Source organism: uncultured Brevundimonas sp., from assembly GCF_963975535.1.
Lineage (GTDB): Bacteria > Pseudomonadota > Alphaproteobacteria > Caulobacterales > Caulobacteraceae > Brevundimonas.
The window spans coordinates 240,567-257,883 of sequence record NZ_CAXBHE010000005.1 but is presented as its reverse complement, the minus strand read 5'-3'; the positions used below and the strand labels follow the sequence as shown (position 1 = coordinate 257,883).

14 protein-coding genes are annotated in these 17,317 nt (G+C 67.3%); 2 read left to right on the top strand and 12 right to left on the bottom strand.

Annotation, left to right across the window (positions count from 1 at the left end; all coding sequences use genetic code 11):
• Positions 1 to 38: 38 nt before the first annotated feature.
• Positions 39 to 1,229: an acyl-CoA dehydrogenase gene (locus tag AACZ75_RS09380; RefSeq protein WP_339872588.1), complete on the bottom strand. Its 1,191-nt coding sequence runs from the start codon at positions 1,227 to 1,229 to the stop codon at positions 39 to 41.
• 679 nt (positions 1,230 to 1,908) lie between these two features.
• Between AACZ75_RS09380 and AACZ75_RS09375 the strand changes: the two genes are divergently transcribed.
• Together AACZ75_RS09375 and AACZ75_RS09370 are read left to right on the top strand one after the other, a co-directional pair.
• The gene (locus tag AACZ75_RS09375; protein WP_339872587.1) at positions 1,909 to 5,082 is read left to right on the top strand and encodes a TonB-dependent receptor; all 3,174 of its coding nucleotides are present in this window, start codon (positions 1,909 to 1,911) and stop codon (positions 5,080 to 5,082) included.
• Positions 5,083 to 5,260: 178 nt separating this feature from the next.
• A complete protein-coding gene (locus AACZ75_RS09370) occupies positions 5,261 to 6,448 on the top strand; it encodes a CaiB/BaiF CoA-transferase family protein (protein ID WP_339872586.1) in 1,188 nt (395 codons plus the stop codon).
• Here AACZ75_RS09370 and AACZ75_RS09365 read toward each other — a convergent pair.
• The 11 genes from AACZ75_RS09365 to AACZ75_RS09315 all read right to left on the bottom strand — a co-directional run bounded on the left by AACZ75_RS09365 (position 6,445) and on the right by AACZ75_RS09315 (position 17,242).
• A complete protein-coding gene (locus tag AACZ75_RS09365; protein WP_339872585.1) occupies positions 6,445 to 6,768 on the bottom strand; it encodes a hypothetical protein in 324 nt (107 codons plus the stop codon). The two genes, AACZ75_RS09370 and AACZ75_RS09365, sit on opposite strands and share 4 nt — an antisense overlap.
• Before the next feature lie 7 nt (positions 6,769 to 6,775).
• Entirely contained in the window at positions 6,776 to 7,246 is a 471-nt protein-coding gene (locus AACZ75_RS09360; RefSeq protein WP_339872584.1) for a type II toxin-antitoxin system VapC family toxin, read from the bottom strand.
• A complete protein-coding gene (locus tag AACZ75_RS09355) occupies positions 7,234 to 7,524 on the bottom strand; it encodes an AbrB/MazE/SpoVT family DNA-binding domain-containing protein (RefSeq protein ID WP_339872583.1) in 291 nt (96 codons plus the stop codon). Before AACZ75_RS09355 ends, AACZ75_RS09360 begins: the two co-directional genes overlap by 13 nt.
• A 55-nt stretch (positions 7,525 to 7,579) precedes the next feature.
• Positions 7,580 to 9,103 carry a 2-oxoglutarate dehydrogenase complex dihydrolipoyllysine-residue succinyltransferase gene (gene odhB / locus AACZ75_RS09350; protein WP_339872582.1) on the bottom strand — a complete coding sequence of 508 codons (1,524 nt, stop codon included), beginning with the start codon at positions 9,101 to 9,103 and terminating at the stop codon, positions 7,580 to 7,582.
• 35 nt (positions 9,104 to 9,138) lie between these two features.
• Positions 9,139 to 12,150, bottom strand: a complete 3,012-nt coding sequence (locus tag AACZ75_RS09345) for a 2-oxoglutarate dehydrogenase E1 component (RefSeq protein ID WP_339872581.1) — start codon at positions 12,148 to 12,150, stop codon at positions 9,139 to 9,141.
• Between the two features lie 166 nt (positions 12,151 to 12,316).
• Entirely contained in the window at positions 12,317 to 13,219 is a 903-nt protein-coding gene (gene sucD, locus AACZ75_RS09340; protein ID WP_339872580.1) for a succinate--CoA ligase subunit alpha, read from the bottom strand.
• A gap of 18 nt (positions 13,220 to 13,237) precedes the next feature.
• Positions 13,238 to 13,663: a PIN domain-containing protein gene (locus AACZ75_RS09335; protein WP_339872579.1), complete on the bottom strand. Its 426-nt coding sequence runs from the start codon at positions 13,661 to 13,663 to the stop codon at positions 13,238 to 13,240.
• Positions 13,647 to 13,904 (bottom strand): DUF6364 family protein, encoded by a 258-nt coding sequence (locus tag AACZ75_RS09330; RefSeq protein WP_339872578.1) that lies wholly within the window; start codon positions 13,902 to 13,904, stop codon positions 13,647 to 13,649. The genes AACZ75_RS09335 and AACZ75_RS09330 overlap by 17 nt, the downstream gene beginning before the upstream one ends.
• A gap of 58 nt (positions 13,905 to 13,962) precedes the next feature.
• Positions 13,963 to 14,466, bottom strand: coding sequence for a hypothetical protein (locus tag AACZ75_RS09325; protein ID WP_339872577.1), 504 nt, complete (start codon positions 14,464 to 14,466; stop codon positions 13,963 to 13,965).
• Positions 14,466 to 15,656 carry an ADP-forming succinate--CoA ligase subunit beta gene (gene sucC / locus AACZ75_RS09320; RefSeq protein WP_339872576.1) on the bottom strand — a complete coding sequence of 397 codons (1,191 nt, stop codon included), beginning with the start codon at positions 15,654 to 15,656 and terminating at the stop codon, positions 14,466 to 14,468. The genes AACZ75_RS09325 and sucC overlap by 1 nt, the downstream gene beginning before the upstream one ends.
• 83 nt (positions 15,657 to 15,739) lie before the next feature.
• Positions 15,740 to 17,242 carry an MFS transporter gene (locus AACZ75_RS09315; protein ID WP_339872575.1) on the bottom strand — a complete coding sequence of 501 codons (1,503 nt, stop codon included), beginning with the start codon at positions 17,240 to 17,242 and terminating at the stop codon, positions 15,740 to 15,742.
• Positions 17,243 to 17,317: the final 75 nt, after the last annotated feature.

The window sequence follows — 17,317 nt, the reverse complement described above, 5'->3', positions numbered from 1 at the left end:
GGACGCGCGCCGTGACGATGCCCCTGATGGCGGCCGCCCTAGAAGGCGCTTTCGCCGGTGATGGCGCGACCCAGGATCAGGGCGTGCACGTCGTGGGCCCCCTCATAGGTGTTGACCGTCTCGAGATTCATGGCGTGGCGCATCACATGCATCTCGCCGGTGATGCCGGCCCCGCCGTGCATGTCGCGGGCGACGCGGGCGATATCCAGCGCCTTGCCGCAGTTGTTGCGCTTCATCATCGAGATGGCCTCGGGCACCCAGGCCCCCTGGTCGAGCAGCCGGCCCAGCGCCAGCGCCCCCTCGAAGCCGAGGAAGATGTCGGTCTGCATGTCGGCCAGCTTCTTCTGCACCAGCTGGCGCGACGACAGCGGCCGGCCGAACAGCATGCGCTCGCCGACATAGTCGCGGGTCAGGTGGAAGCAGGCCTCGGCAGCCCCCATCGCCCCCCAGGCGATGCCGTAGCGGGCCTTGTTCAGGCAGGAGAACGGCCCGCGCAGGCCCTTCACGCCCGGCAGCAGGTTCTCTTCCGGCACCAGCACGTCATTGAGGCCGATGTCGCCGGTGATCGAGGCGCGCAGGGACAGCTTGTCGCCGATCTTGTCGGTGGTGAAACCATCCATGCCGCGCTCGACGATGAAGCCGCGGATCACGTCGTCCAGCTTGGCCCAGACGATGGCCAGGTCGGAGATCGGCGAGTTGGTGATCCAGTATTTGGCCCCGTTGAGCTTGTAGCCGCCGTCGACCTTGACCGCCCTGGTCTTCATCGCGGCGGGGTCGGAGCCGCCGTCGGCCTCGGTCAGGCCGAAACAGCCGATCAACTCACCGGCCGCCATCTTCGGCAGGAAGCGCATCTTCTGCTCTTCCGAGCCGAAGGCGTAGATCGGATACATGGCCAGCGACGACTGCACGCTCATGGCCGAGCGATAGCCGCTGTCGACGGCCTCGATCTCGCGCGCGATCAGGCCGTAGGCGACGTGGCTGACCGAGGAACCACCGTACTGCTCAGGCAGCATGGCCCCGAGGAAGCCCATCTGGCCCATCTCGGTCATGATCGCCCGGTCGAAGGTCTCGTCGCGGAAGGCCTCGACCACGCGGGGCAGCAGGGAGTCGCGGGCATAGGACCGCGCCGCGTCCTGGATCATCCGCTCGTCGTCGGTCAGCCGGCCGGACAGGTCCAGCGGATCGTCCCAGCGGAAGGTCTTGTGCGGAGCGGTGGGGCCATCAGCCATATCGGGGGTCTTCCTCAGCAAAACGGGGCCCGGACGGTCCGCCACGCCCGGGTGACGGCGCCCCTCCGGGGACAGGGCGGCGGTTTAGGCCAAAACGGCGCATTCGGGTAGGGGCGGTACCGGCCGACGCGTCCGGAGCGAACGGTGAAACGGCGCGACGCCGGGCCGGAGGTCGGAGCGGCACCGATCGCCCAGCATAACCCAGGGTCGTGCCCCGCACACCGATCCCGGCACCGGCGGGGCACAAATCACTGCGAAATCAACGCGGGTCCCGCCCGGTACCGGGTCGGACCCGGAGACCCGCGTCATGTCAGCCGCAAACGGGCATTCTCACCCCAAGTAGTTGTCCACGACGCGCCCGGCACGAAGACTTGAGGCCGGGATGTTTCACGTGAACACTTTTCTGTTTCACGGAACAGACTGGCACATGATGAGGCCCGCAGTGGCGAAAATGCTGCACAAACATGTCAAAATCGCGCTTGAGGCCCAACTGCTCTGCAAGATTGTTGCGAACCGGCCGGGACTACTTATTAGCCGTTAATCGCACTGTAATTCGCGATAGGACGCATTGGGCGTCGCCGAGGGGAAGATGAGAAATACAAAATCATTGTTGCTGAGCAGCTCGTTGCTCGCAGGTTTGTCCGCTGCCGCCGTCATCGGCGCCGCACCGACAATGGTCATGGCCCAGAGCGCGGGACCGGACAGCATAGATGACGTTGTCATCACCGGCTCGCGTATCCGTCGGGACCCGACCAATTCGCCCACGCCGCTGATCCAGATCGGCCAGGAGGAAGTCCTCCAGTCGGGTGAAGCCAACGTCATCGACTTCCTGGCGGACATTCCGGCCCTGTCGACCTCGATCGTTCCGGAAGACACCACCGGGTCGAACCTGAACGACGGCGGCCTGTCGCTGCTCAGCCTGCGCGCCCTCGGTTCGGTCCGCACCCTGACCCTGGTCGACGGACGTCGCCACGTCGGGTCCAGCCCCGGCACCCTGTCGGTGGACGTCGACACCATCCCGCGCCTGCTGGTCGCCAGCACCGAGATCATCACCGGTGGTGCCGCCGCCGTTTACGGTGCCGACGCCGTCTCGGGCGTCGTCAACTTCATCCTGAAGACCGATTTCGACGGTCTGGAAATCGACGCCTCGGTGGCCGAGATCAACCAGGACGGTCAACTCGGCCAGCGCCTGTCGGTCCTGTGGGGCCAGAACCTGCTCGACGGTCGCCTGAACTACTATGTGTCGGGTGAATTCCAGCGCAACGACGAAGTGCTGGACAGCGACGTCGACTGGCGTCGCGCCTCCTGGAACCTGGTCAGCAACGACGTCGACCCGGCCAGCGCACCCAATGACGGCGTGCCGGACCTGATCCTGCTGCGTGACGTCCGCACCTATATCCGCGGTACCAATTTCGGTGGCGTGACCATCCTGGCCACCGGCGTCCGGCCGAGCCCGGCCAGCGACCCGGACGTCCCGTTCGGCACCTGCCCGACGACCAGCTTCTCGGCGAACTGCTTCTCGCTCGCCCCGTCCAACCGTCTGGACAACGGCTTCCTGTACACCGACACCGGGGCGTCGCAGCCCGTCGTGTTCGGCCCGATCCGTCAGGGTGCCGGCTTCACGCGCAACGCCAGCAACGGCGGCCTCGGCCAGGTGCAGAACACCGAGCAGGGCCAGTCCAGCCGTCTGCCGGAATCGACCAACTGGCGCTTCCAGTCGGGCTTCAACTTCGACCTGACCGACGCCGTCAACATCTTCGGTGAAGTCAAATACGTCGAGGAAGAGACCTACGACGCCGGCCAGCGCGTGTTCCACGACATGAACATCCGCGCCTTCGCGCCCAACACCGTCGGGGCCATCACCGGCACCACCGCGTTCGAGATCGGTCTGGACAACGCCTATCTGCCGGCCGACGTCCGTCTGGCCATCCAGAACAACCGTCGGGACGTCTTCAACTCGGCCGGTGTGATCACCAGCACCGTCGCCGACCCCCGCGCCCAGCACAAGCTGTACGGCCCGGTCCGCAACCAGCTGAACAACCGTGACCTGCAGCGCTATGTCATCGGTGCCCGTGGCGATGCCGGCGACATCGGCTTCTTCCGCGATGTGAACTGGGAAGCGGCCTACACCTACGGCGAGATGAACAACGCCAACCGCGAACAGGCGGTCGACGTTGTTCGTTACCAGGCCGCGGCCGACGCCGTCGTCGACACCTTCGGTGCGGTCAATGGCCGCGCCGGTGAAATCGTCTGCCGGGTCCAGCTGCTGCAAGCCCAGGGCCGGACCGTGCCGGACGCCGTCGTCGGCGGCGTGACCTATTCGCGCCAGGGCGACGTCATCAACAAATGCGTCCCGATCCGCGTCTTCGGTGCCGGCGGCTTCAGCGCCGAAGCCCTGGACTATCTGACGGCGGCCATCACGGTCACCGACCAGAACAAGCAGCATGACTTCCTGACCTTCGCCTCCGGCGACCTGTGGGACTTCTGGGGTGCCGGCCCGATCGGTGCCTCGATCGGTTATGAGTACCGCAAGGAAATCACCAGCGGGATCGGCCGCGACGCCGACACCGCAGGCCGCTTCCTGTTCCTGAACGGCGGGGCCGACTTCACCGAGGCCAGCTACGACACCAACGACGTCTTCGCCGAACTGCGTATCCCGCTGTTCGTCGACAGCTGGCTCGGTCGTTCGGCGGAAATCAGCGGGGCCTATCGCCACTCTGACTACTCGCACGTCGGCAAACAGGACACCTACAGCGTCCTGGCCCAGTGGCGTCCGGTGGATCAACTGATGTTCCGCGCCACCACCGCCACCGCCATCCGCGTGCCGAACCTCGGTGAGACCAACGATCCGCTGTCGCAGACCTTCGCCAACGGCTTCAGCGATCCCTGCAGCGCCACGGTGATCAACAACCTGGCCAACCCGCAGATCCGCACCAACCGTATCGCCAACTGCGGAACCCTGGCTACCCAGGCCGGCCTGCCGGGTCTGGTGTTCAGCGACCCGTCGTCGCCCAATGCCTATCTGCCCAACTACGGCAGCGGCTCGGTGTCCGGCCTGTCCGGGGGCAACCCCTTCCTGAAGCCGGAAACCTCGGAAAGCTTCACCTTCGGAGCGGTCTGGACGCCCGACTATCTGCTGCCGAACCTGTCGATCGTCCTCGACTACTATGACATCGAGATCAACGATGCGATCGCCGCGGTTTCGGCCCAGAACGCCGCCAACCAGTGCGTCAGCGGCGATCAGGTCAACACGGCGGTCTGCCTCACCCAGACGCGGAACCCGTCCACCTTCCTGGTCACCAGCTTTATCCAGGGCTCGCTCAACTATGCGTCCCTGACCGCCAAGGGCCTCGACTTCACCGCCCGATACAGCTTCGACCTGCCGGAATGGTTCGGCACCAACTGGGGCACGTTCAGCCACTCCCTCCGGGGCAACTGGCTGATCGAGCAGAACGACTACGTCAACATCGTCGACCCGACCGATCCGAGCATCTTTGCGGACACCGTCGGCATGCCGCGCGTCCGCTTCCTGTCGACGGTCAACTGGGCTCCGACGCCTGACCTGGCCTTCTCATGGGACTGGGACTGGCAGGCCAGCCAGGAGATCGACGATCTCAACAACCTGACCGCCAACCTCGATCGCTATGAGGACCTCCGTTACAGCCAGACGGGCGACTTCTCGCAGCATGACTTCTCGGTCCGCTGGCAGGCCCGGGACAATGTCACCATCCGCGCCGGCGTCGTGAATGCGTTCGACGCCGAACCGGCTCGCTGGATGGGTGGCACCTCGGCCGACAACTTCGAGCTGTTCGGTCGCCGCTTCTTCCTGAGCGTCAACTACCGTCCGTTCTGATCCATCCGGAACGACCCACGGAAGGGGGCGGCGGACTTCGGTCCGCCGCCCTTTTTCTTGCCCGGTGGGCCGGGCGGCCGCCGCGTCGCCGGTCCGCCGGGATTGGCGCGCCGGTCCGGCCGCGTTAAGCGAGGGACCCGGGCACGCCCTCGCCCGGACAACGGGACCGACCCTTGCCATGACCCAGACCCCAGGCCCCCTGTCCGGCGTGCGCGTGCTCGATCTCAGCCGGGTCCTCGCCGGGCCGTGGGCGACCCAGACCCTGGCCGACCTCGGGGCCGAGGTGATCAAGATCGAACGCCCCGGCGTCGGTGACGACACCCGCCAGTGGGGGCCGCCGTTCACGACCCGGGCCGACGGTACCCCCGGCGACGCCGCCTATTTCCTGTGCGCCAACCGCGGCAAGAAGTCGGTGGCCCTCGACATCGCCACCCCCGAAGGGGCCGCCGCCGTGCGCGAACTGGCGAAGACCTGCGACGTGGTGGTCGAGAATTTCAAGACCGGGGGCCTGCGCAAATACGGGCTCGATCACGCCAGCCTCACCGCGCTCAATCCGAAGCTGGTCTATTGCTCGATCACCGGCTTCGGCCAGGACGGGCCCGACGCCCACCGCGCCGGCTATGACTATATGATCCAGGCCATGGGCGGGCTGATGAGCGTCACCGGCCAGGCCGACGGCACCCCGGGGGCCGAGCCGATGAAGGTCGGGGTGGCGGTCGCCGACCTGTTCACCGGCCTGTACGCCTCCAACGCCATCCTCGCCGCCCTGCTGCACGCCCGGGCCACCGGCGAGGGCCAGCACATCGACATCGCCCTGTTCGACGTCCAGGCGGCGATGCTGGCCAACCAGGCGACCAATTTCTTCGTCTCCGGCCGGGCCCCGACGCGGATGGGCAATGCCCACCCCAACCTGGCCCCCTACCAGCCCTTTCCCTGCACCGACGGCATGGTGGTGATCGCCGTCGGCAATGACGGCCAGTTCCGCGCCCTCGGCACCGCCCTGGGCGCGCCCGGACTGGGAGCCGATCCGCGCTTCCTGACCAACGCCCTGCGCATCGAACACCGCGCCGCCCTGTCGGCCGAGGTCTCGGCCCTGACCGCCGGGCGGAGCATGGCGGCCCTGATGACGGCGCTTGAGACGGCCGGCGTGCCCTGCGGCCCGGTCAATACGGTCGATCAGGTGTTCACCGAGCCCCAGGCGATCCATCGCGGCCTGGTGGTCGAACAGGGCCGCGCCGACCTCGCCGGCCCGGTCCGCACCGTGGCCTCGCCGATCCGCATGTCGCGGACCCCGGTCGCCTATGACCGCCCGCCGCCGGCCCTGGGTCAGGACACCGACGAAGTTCTCAGCGGCCTCAGGCCCTAGCGACCCGCCAGAAACGCCAGCAGGATGGCCCCGAGCGTGAGTTTGGCCGGAAGCGTGCGGTCCGGCACCCGGCCGGACCCCGGCTCGGCCTCGACCGCGATAGCCTCGGCTCCGCCACGCAGGGCGGCCAGCCGAGCCCGCGCCGTAATCTCTTCCCCGTCTGGTACCGACAGCCGGATCCAGCCCAGGGCCTGGAGAATGAACGGGTCTGCCTTGGCGTGCTCCGCCCCGCCCAGCGTCGGCGAGAAGCCGTCTGCCCGCAACCGCGACGCGACGATCTCGGCCTCATAGACATCGGCGAAACGGGCGATCTCGATCATGGCCGTATCAATCCGCCATGCTGACACGCGCCGCAATGGTTTGTGCTGACAGGAGCCCCGGCCCGGTCGCCCAGTCGACCAGCGGCAAGCCCTCGACGCGCCCGAAATGACGGACGTTGCGCGTCACCACCGTCCACCCCCGCGCCAGCGCCTGCCCGGCGATCAGGGTGTCGATATCGCCGATCGAGCGACCGCGCGCCCGAAGATCACTCGCGACACGGCCCGTGGTTTCCACGTCCCCGGCTGTGAGATCGATGACGGGCAGCCCGACCAGGGTCTCATCCATCCGCTTCCGCTCGATAGCCGGGTTTCGACTGGCCATCATGCCGGAAAACAGTTCGTGCATGACGACGGCAGGCACCACGAACTCAAGGCCGGATTGAACCGCGACGCGGTAGTTTTCGCGTACGTCCGGCGATCGGCCCCGGATCAGATCAACCAGGGTGGCGCTGTCGAGACAGAGGATCAATCGTCCCACGACCTGATCGGCGTGACCGTCTGGGGCGGCGGATCCGGAAAGGGTTCTGCGGGATCACCCAGCGCATCAATCCGGGCCCAGAACGCCTGCCACTCCGCGTCGGTACGCGGTCGGCGGCGCTGGGCGGGCTTGGGCTCGAGGATCACGGCATCGCCCTCCTTGCGGATACGTACCTCCTTGCCTTCGAACCGGTAGGCCTTGGGCAGCCGGACAGCCTGGCTGCCGCCATGGGTGAAGACCTTGGCTGTCTCCCCCACACCCGGTTTGGAATCGGCCACACCGACCTCCGTATCTACGCGAGTAGATATTAGGTCAGGTCGCGGAGGCCGGCAATCACAGGTCCAGCAGGGCCCGGGCCGGGTCTTCCAGCAGTTCCTTGACGCGGACGAGGAAGGTCACCGCCTCCTTGCCGTCGACGATGCGGTGATCGTAGCTGAGGGCCAGGTACATCATCGGCCGGATCTTGACCTCGCCGTTGATGGCCATCGGCCGCTGGATGATGTTGTGCATGCCCAGGATGCCCGACTGCGGCGCATTCAGGATCGGCGTCGACATCAGCGAACCATAGGTACCGCCGTTGGTGATGGTGAAGGTGCCACCCTGGAGCTGGTCCAGGGTCAGGTCGCCGTCGCGGGCGGCCCTGCCCAGGGCGGCGATGCCCTTTTCGATGCCGGCCAGCGACAGGGTGTCGGCGTCGCGCAGGACCGGAACCACCAGACCCTTTTCGGTGCCGACGGCGACGCCGATGTCATAATGGTTCTTGTAGATGATGTCGGTGCCGTCGATCTCGGCGTTCACGGCCGGGATCTCCTGCAGGGCGGCGACGACGGCGCGGGTGAAGAAGCTCATGAAGCCCAGCTTCACCCCGTGACGCTTCTCGAACGCCTCCTTGTACTGGCTGCGCAGGGCCATGACCGTGGTCATGTCCACCTCGTTGAAGGTGGTCAGCTGGGCGGCGGTGTTCTGCGATTCCTTCAGGCGACGGGCGATGGTCTGGCGCAGCCGGGTCATCTTGACCCGGGTCTCGCGCGGCGCGGCGTCGCGCGGGGCCGGGGCGGCGGCCGGGGCCGCAGCGGCGGGGGTCGCAGCCGGGGCGGCGGCGGCCTCCAGCGCGTCGCCCTTGAGGATGCGACCGTCCTTGCCGGATCCCTGGATGGCCTTCGGATCCAGATTGTTCTCGGCGACGATGCGCTGCACCGACGGCGACAGCGGAATATCGCCGGCGGCCTTGGCCGGGCTCTGGGCGGGCGTGGTGGCGGCCGGGGCAGCAGCCGGGGCAGCGGCGGTCCCGGTGCCCGAGACCCGGCCGATGGCCTGACCCGGAGTGACGGTGGCCCCTTCGGCCTCGACGATCTCCAGCACGCCGTCGGCGGGCGACACGATCTCGACGGCGACCTTGTCGGTCTCGATCTCGACCAGCAGGTCGTCCTTTTTGACCGCGTCACCGGACTTGCGGTGCCAGGTGCCGATCGAGCCCTCGGCGACGCTTTCGCCCATGGTCGGGACGGCGATGGTCACGCCCCCGGCGGCCGCCGGGGTGGCGGGCGCGGGCGCAGGCGCAGCGGCAGAGGCTGCGGGGGCGGCGGCCTTGGGGGCCGCGGCGGCCGGGGCGGCGGCGGACGCGCCTTCGGTCACCACGCCCAGCACGGTCCCGGGAATGACGGTGTCCCCCTCGGCGGCCTTGATCTCGGCCAGCACGCCGTCGGCGGGCGACACGACTTCCAGCGAGACCTTGTCGGTCTCCAGCTCGACCAGCATCTCGTCCTTCTTCACGGCATCGCCGGCCTTCTTGGTCCATTTGGCGATGGTGGCCTCGGCAACGGATTCACCGAGGGCGGGGGTCAGGATGTCGGCCATGAGGTATCCAGGTTTCTTGTCTTGGTCCGTCGCGGTCAGGCGGCGAAGGCGTCATTCAGGAAGGATTCGAGTTCTTTCAGGTGGCGGCTCATCAGGCCCGCCGCCGTGGAGGCGGAGGCCGGACGACCGACGTAGCGGGCGCGCGTCGAGGCAAGGTCGAGCTTCTCGAGCGTCAGTTCAAGCCACGGGTCGACGAAGGTCCAGCCGCCCATGTTCTTCGGCTCTTCCTGGCACCAGACCAGCTCGGCCTTGGGGAAGCGCACCAGTTCGGTCATCAGCGACTTCAGCGGCCACGGATAGAACTGCTCCAGCCGCATCAGATAGACGTCGTCGACCGTCTCGCCGGCCTTGAAGCGTGCCTCGCGCGACTCCAGCAGGTCATAATAGACCTTGCCCGAACACAGCACGACGCGACGGATGTCGGCATCGGGCTTGAGCGTGATCCCGGCGACCTCGGGACGGCGCTCGGCGTCGTCGTGCAGGACGCGGTGGAACGAGCTGCCCTCGGCCATCTCGGCCAGGGTCGAGACCGCCTTCTTGTGGCGCAGCAGGCTCTTGGGCGTCATCAGGATCAGCGGCTTGCGGAAATGCCGCTGCATCTGCCGCCGCAGGATGTGGAAATAGTTGGCCGGGGTGGTGCAGTTGGCGACCTGCATATTGTCCTCGGCGCACTGCTGCAGGAAGCGCTCCAGACGGGCCGAGGAATGCTCCGGCCCCTGGCCCTCATAGCCGTGCGGCAGCAGCATGGTCAGGCCGCACATGCGCAGCCATTTGCGTTCGCCCGACGAGATGAACTGGTCGATCACCACCTGGGCCCCGTTGACGAAGTCGCCGAACTGGGCCTCCCACATCACCAGGGTATTGGGGTCGGTGACGGCATAGCCGTACTCGAAGCCCAGTACCGCCTCTTCCGACAGGGCCGAGTCGATCACCTCGAACTCGGCCTGGCCCTCGCGCAGGTTGTTGAGCGGGATGTAGCGTTCCTCGGTGGTCTGGTCGATGACCCCGGAGTGGCGCTGGCTGAAGGTGCCGCGCACGGAGTCCTGGCCCGACAGGCGGACCGGGAAACCCTCGTCCAGCAGGGTGGCGAAGGCCAGGCTCTCGGCCGTGGCCCAGTCGATGTTCTCGCCGGTGGTGATGGTCTCGCGGCGACCGTCCATGACCCGCTTCAGGGTGCGGTGGATGTCGATCTGGTTCGGGACCGTGGTCAGCCGGTGACCGAGGTCGGTCAATTTGGCGGCCGGCACATCGGTCTTGCCGCGGCGCTCGTCGCCCTCGGGCAGGCCGATGCCCTGCCACTGCCCGTCCATCCAGTCGGCCTTGTCGGCCTCGAAGGTCTTGCCGGCCTCGAACTGGGCGTCGAGGAAGGCGTCGAAATCGGCGATCGCGGCCTCGACCCCGGCCGCATCGATCACGCCCTCGTCGACCAGGCGCTGGGAATAGATCTCCCGCGTCGACGGCTGGGCCTTGATCCTGGCGTACATCAGCGGCTGGGTGAAGGTCGGGTCGTCGCCCTCATTGTGGCCGAAGCGGCGGTAGCAGAACATGTCCACCACCACGTCCTTGTGGAATTTCTGGCGGAATTCGGTGGCCACCTTGGCGGCGAAGACCACGGCTTCCGGGTCGTCGCCGTTGACGTGGAAGATCGGGGCCTGGACCATCAGGGCCACGTCCGACGGATAGGGCGAACTGCGGCTGTTGCGCGGGCTGGTGGTGAAACCGATCTGGTTGTTGACCACGAAATGCATGGTCCCGCCGGTGCGGTAGCCCTTCAGCCCCATCAGGGCGAAGCATTCGGCCACCACCCCCTGGCCGGCGAAGGCGGCGTCGCCGTGGATCAGCACCGGCATGACCTTGGAGCGGTCCAGCGCCCATTCGGCCTCGGGCTTGCCGGCGTTGGCGGCCCGGATGTCGAACGCCTGTTTGGCGCGGGCCTTGCCCAGCACCACCGGATTGACGATCTCGAGGTGGGACGGATTGGCGGTCAGCGACAGGTGGACCTTGTTGCCGTCGAACGCGCGGTCCGAGCTGGCCCCCATGTGGTATTTGACGTCGCCCGAGCCCTCGATGTCGCTGGGCACGCTGGAGCCGCCCTGGAACTCGTGGAAGATGGCCTTGTACGGCTTGGCCATCACGGCCGCGAGCATGTTCAGGCGGCCACGGTGGGCCATGCCGAACACCATCTCGTCGACGCCCAGGGCCCCGCCGCGCTTGATGATCTGCTCCATGGCCGGAACCATGGCCTCGCCGCCGTCGAGGCCGAACCGCTTGGTCCCGGGGAAGCGTTTGTGCAGGAAGCGTTCGAAGCCCTCGGCCTCGATCAGCTTGTTCAGGATCGCCAGCTTGCCCTCGCGGGTGAAGGCGTTCTGCTCGAACTTGTCCGGCCCCTCGATGCGCGCCTGCAGCCAGGACTTCTCCTCCGGCTCGGCGATATGCATGTACTGGATGCCGATGGTGCCGCAGTAGGTGCGCTCCAGCAGGGCCATGACCTCCCGCACCGTGCCGGTCTGCAGGCCCAGAACGCCGTCCAGATAGATCGGACGGTCCAGGTCGGCCTCGGAGAAGCCGTAGAATTCCGGGGTCAGTTCGGGATTGTCGATCGGCTGTTCGATGCCCAGCGGATCCAGCTTGGCGTGCAGGTGGCCACGCACCCGATAGCTGCGGATCAGCATCAGGGCGCGGATCGAATCATGGGCGGCGGCACGCACCTCGTCGGTCGTGGCCCCGGAGGCGGCGGCGGCCGGAGCAGCCGGCGCGCCCCCCTTGCCGGGCACCGGGCGCGGCGTCGGCCAGCGGCCGTCGAACACGCCGGTTTCCTCGGTCGCCTCGGTCGCCCGGTCACGGCCCCAGGCCCCGGCCCCGGCCGAGGCCTTCACCGTGGCGGCGCTGTCGCGCAACTGGTTGAAGAAGTCGCGCCATTCGCCCGAGACGGACGCGGGATCATCGGCCCACTGCGCGTGCAGGTCCTCAATGAAGGCGGCGTTCGACCCGTACAGAAAGCTGGTCTCGGCAAAGACCTGATTCAGCCGACCGGCATCGTCCGCCATTTTTTCCGTCGTCCCTTTCGCCCCCACGCACACGTCTGCGTGAAGGAGCCGCCTGTCATATAGGCGGTGTTTCCTTATGGGTCATGACCGAAGCAGGGCGAAAAGGCGAATTTTGCCCCGGATGACGGAAAAAAGCGCCCGCCCGGCGAGCGCGGCCCACCCGGACCTAGCCCTTGAGGACCTCGACCAGGGTGGTGCCGAGGCGCGCCGGCGACGGTGAAACCGTGACGCCCGCCCGCTGCATGGCGGCGATCTTGGACTCGGCGTCGCCCTTGCCGCCCGAGACGACCGCGCCGGCGTGGCCCATGGTGCGGCCCTTGGGCGCGGTGACGCCGGCGATGAAGCCGACCATCGGCTTCTTGCGGCCCTTCCTGGCCTCGTCGATCAGGAACTGCGCCGCCTCTTCCTCGGCCCCGCCGCCGATCTCGCCGATCATCACGATCGAGGTGGTCTCGGGGTCGGCCAGGAACAGCTCCAGCACGTCGATGAATTCCGTGCCCTTGACCGGGTCGCCGCCGATGCCGACGGCCGTGGTCTGGCCCAGGCCCTCGTTGGTGGTCTGGAACACGGCCTCATAGGTCAGGGTGCCGGAACGCGAGACGATGCCGACATTGCCCTTCTTGAAGATGGAGCCGGGCATGATGCCGATCTTGCACTCGTCCGGCGTCATGATGCCGGGGCAGTTCGGGCCCAGCAGGCGCGATTTCGAACCCTCCAGGCGGCGCTTGACCTTGACCATGTCCAGCACCGGAATGCCCTCGGTGATGCAGGTGATGAAGGGGATCCCGGCGTCGATCGCCTCGATGATGGCGGCGGCGGCCCCCGACGGCGGCACATAGATGACCGAGGCGTCGGCCCCGGTGGCGTCTTTCGCCTCGGCGACCGTGGCGTAGATCGGCAGGGTCTCGCCGTGCGAACCGGTCCAGGTCTGGCCACCCTTGGTCGGGTGGACGCCACCCAGCATCTGGGTGCCGTGATAGGCCAGCGCCTGCTCGGTGTGGAAGCCGCCGGTCTTGCCGGTCAGGCCCTGGACGATGATCTTGGTGTTGCGGTCGACGAGGATGGACATGGGAACTCGCTGGTTGAATCAGGCGGGGAGGAAGGGGTTTTCGACGCGGACCGACCCGTAGGTCTGACCGTGGTTGAGATCTTCGGAATAGAGCACCTTGGCCCCCAGCCGCTCGGCGGCGGCGATGATGGCTCCGTCCCAGTAGGACAGCTGGTAGCGTTGCGACAGCGCGATGCCGGCAAGGACGACGGCGGGATCGATGGACTGGCATGGCTTCTTCGCCAGAGTCCGCACCCAGCGCCCGGCCGTCTCCGGCGTGAGAGGCCGCAGCCCCTTGCGGGTCACCACATTGTAGAACTCGGCCAGCACCTGGCCCGAGGTTCCGTACCGTCCCTGAAGAATGATGCGGCGAGCGATATCGCGCTTCTCCGGCGCGACCCGGCCACCTTGTGCCGCATAGATCAGGATGTTGGTGTCGAGAAAGACGTCAGCCCCAGCGATCAAAGCGAGGCTCCCCGCTGTAGGCGTCCTCACGGCGGAAGCGCCAGTCGCCCATGTCGCCCTCGGACTCGTCGATCAGTTTGAGCAGCGCCTGGGTCGCCTCGTCATGCTCGACCTCCTGCTCGACCAGCCGGGTCAGGAAGCCGCGCACCATCTCGTTGACACTGGTCCGCTTCATGGCCGCCAGCACCCGCACCTTGTCGAGCAGGTCGTCGTCGATGGCGAGGGTCAGGTTGCGGGTCACGGGGCCAATTTACACGGGTTATGTGGAGCACACAATCCGTGTGTTCGCGAGTCGATGGTCAGTGGCCGCCAACCGGCGGTCTCGCAAACCGGACAATGACCGCCTGGCGATAGACTTCGAAATGAAGCGTCAAGGGCCGCGTTCCGCCCGCGGACCAGGATTGGGCTTCGAGAGCGCCGGGAATTTCTTCGGATGCTACCGGTGCCATACGAAGATCCTGCGCCAGACGCTCAACAGCCGTTCGCCACCCTTCCGCCGGCCGGGGATCCAGGACGCCGCAATCTGTCGCATCCACGGATGCCGGCCGGCCCTCCATAACGATTTGCACGCCCTGATCCTCAAAGCCGCTCATCCAGTCTGACGGACCGGGCTGGCCGGACCTGACGACACGGATCAGCGGCTCGAAACCGCTATCGGCAAAGGCGCGCTCAAAGGCCTCGCGATTCATGTCCGTAGCGATGCAGGCGTCCCGCAGCCGCTGGACCTGCGCCTGGGCGACAGCGGTGTCGACGGAAATTGCCGCAGCCCCGCAACCGGCGAGGGTGAGCAGCAGGCCCCGCATCACCCCACCGCCGCGACGATCTTCTGGGCGGCGTCGTCGAGGTCGTCGGCCGCGGTGATGGCCAGGCCGGACTCGTTGAGGATCTTCTTGCCGAGGGCGACATTGGTGCCCTCGAGGCGCACGACCAGCGGCACCTTCAGGCCCACTTCCTTGACCGCCGCGACCACACCCTCGGCGATGACGTCACACTTCATGATGCCGCCGAAGATGTTGACGAGGATGCCCTTCACATTCGGGTCGGCGGTGATGATCTTGAAGGCCGCGGTGACCTTCTCCTTGTTGGCGCCGCCGCCGACGTCGAGGAAGTTGGCGGGCTCCTTGCCGTACAGCTTGATGATGTCCATCGTCGCCATGGCCAGGCCGGCCCCGTTGACCATGCAGCCGATGTCACCGTCCAGCGCCACATAGGCGAGATCGTGCTTGGAGGCCTCGATCTCCTTGGCGTCTTCCTCGCTCTCGTCGCGCAGGGCGACGATGTCGGGGTGGCGGAACAGGGCGTTGCCGTCGAAGCTGACCTTGGCGTCCAGCACGCGCAGGCGGCCGTCCTTCATCACGATCAGCGGGTTGATCTCCAGCATGGCCATGTCGGTGTCGACGAAGGCCTTGTAGAGGATCGGGAACAGGGTCTTGCCGTCGGCGGCCGCGTCGCCGCTCAGGGCCAGGGCGGTGTTCAGCTTGGCGATATCCGCGTCGGTGACGCCGGTGGCCGGGTCGATGACGATGGTCTGGATCTTGTCGGGCGTGTCATGGGCCACGGCCTCGATGTCCATGCCGCCCTCGGTCGAGACGACGAAGGCGATGCGGCCGTACTGGCGATCGACCAGCAGCGAGCAATACAGTTCGCGGTCGATGTCGGCCCCGTCCTCGATATAGAGGCGGTTGACCTGTTTGCCGGCGTCGCCGGTCTGGGCGGTGACCAGGGTGTTGCCCAGCATCTCTTTCGCATGAGCCACGGCCTCCTCGACCGAGAAGGCCAGGCGCACGCCGCCCTTGGCGTCGGGGCCCAGTTCCACGAACTTGCCCTTGCCGCGCCCGCCGGCGTGGATCTGCGACTTCACCACATACAGCGGTCCCGGCAGCGACCGCGCGGCGGCCTCGACCTGGTCGACGGAGGTGACGGCCACGCCTGCGGCGACCGGGGCACCGAAGCCCTTCAGGACCTGTTTGGCCTGGTATTCGTGGATATTCATGGGAGGCACCGCCGAAACGCTGGGGAGGAAGTGCTGCGCTTATAGGGGCTGCGGCTTCGCAGGCGCAACCGTTCCGCGCCCGATCAGTCGACCCAGTCCCGCTTCAGCGTCCGCGAGGCTCCGATCAGCAGGAAAGAGGCCAGAACATAGAACCCCATGCCGGTGTAGATGGCCCAGCGCAGGCTCTCGTCACCGAAGGCCGGGCGCAGCAGATCACTCATCCAGCCGAAATAGTAGAAGCCCACGGCCAGGCCGAACAGGTTGTTGATCAGCAGGAACAGGGCCGAGGCCGTCGAGCGCATCGGGGCCGCCACCAGGTGCTGCACCGCCGCGGTGATCGGACCCAGCCAGGCCAGGTTGAGGCCGGTCGGGATCAGGAAGATCAGGAAGGCGACGGTCAGGGCCTGGGCGTCGGTGCCGCCGGACGGGATGAACTGCTGGATCAGCCACGGCGAGTTCATCGCCAGGATGAAGGTCGGGGCCGAGATCAGGAAGGCGATCGCGGGCACCAGCGGATAGGCCCCCTTGCCGCGCCGGGCCAGCCGGTCGGCGATCGCCCCGCCCAGCCAGATACCCAGGACCCCGCCGATCAGGGCGATGCCGGCATAGTAGTAGGAGGTCTGCCGCAGCGTCAGGTCGAAGCTGCGCATGAAGAACAGCGGCAGCCAGCCGGCGACGCCGTAGCCGCAGACCGATGAGGAGGCCGCGCCCAGCGCCAGCAGCCAGAAGCTCGGCTTGACCACGACCACCGAGGCGGTCGCGCGGGCGATGAACAGCGAAATCGCGATCACCAGTGCCAGACCGCCGCCGAAGGCGAAGGTCAGGGCCATCGTCCCGCCGCTCAGATAGCTGACCGCGGCGGCCACCAGGGCGGCGACCCCGAGCGCCAGCATGATCAGCGAGGCCTTCAGCCCCGCGCGTTTCGAGGCCGGGGGCGCGATCGCCGCCGCGGCGACCTGGGCCTCGGTCGGGGCGGCGTCGGTGCCGCCGCGCTTCGGATTGCGGACGGTCAGCAGCAGAAGCGGTGCGACCACGATCCCGATCAGTCCGACCACGATGAAGGCCGTGCGCCAGCCGTACTGGGCCGCCAGCAGGCCACCGACCAGGGTCCCGGCCGCGGTGCCGAGCGGGATGCCGAAGGCGAAGCCGGCCAGCGCGCGGGCCCGCTGGTGCGGCGGAAAATAGTCGGCGATCAGCGAATAGGCCGGGGCCACGCCGCCCGCCTCGCCCACACCGACGCCCATGCGGAACAGGAACAGCTGGCCGAACGAACCCGCCAGGCCGCACAGGGCGGTGAATCCGCTCCAGACGACCAGGGCCCCGGACATGATCCAGACCCGGCTGAACCGGTCGGCCAGCCAGGCCAGGGGGATGGCGAGGGTCGAATAGACCGAGGCGAAGGCGATGCCGCCCAGCAGGCCGAACTGGCTGTCCGACAGGCCAAACTCGGCCTTCAGCGGCGCGGCCAGGATGCCGATGATCTGGCGATCCAGAAAATTCAGCATGTAGACGAGGATCAGTATCGCCAGGACATAGAAGCGATATCCGGGCTGAACGGCGGGCGCGGCGGCGTCCGTGGCGGTCATGGCGTTTCCCTCGACTTGGTCTTCTTGTTGGGCGGACGGTAGCGGTGCTTTCGGACAGCACCTAAGAAAAAGGGC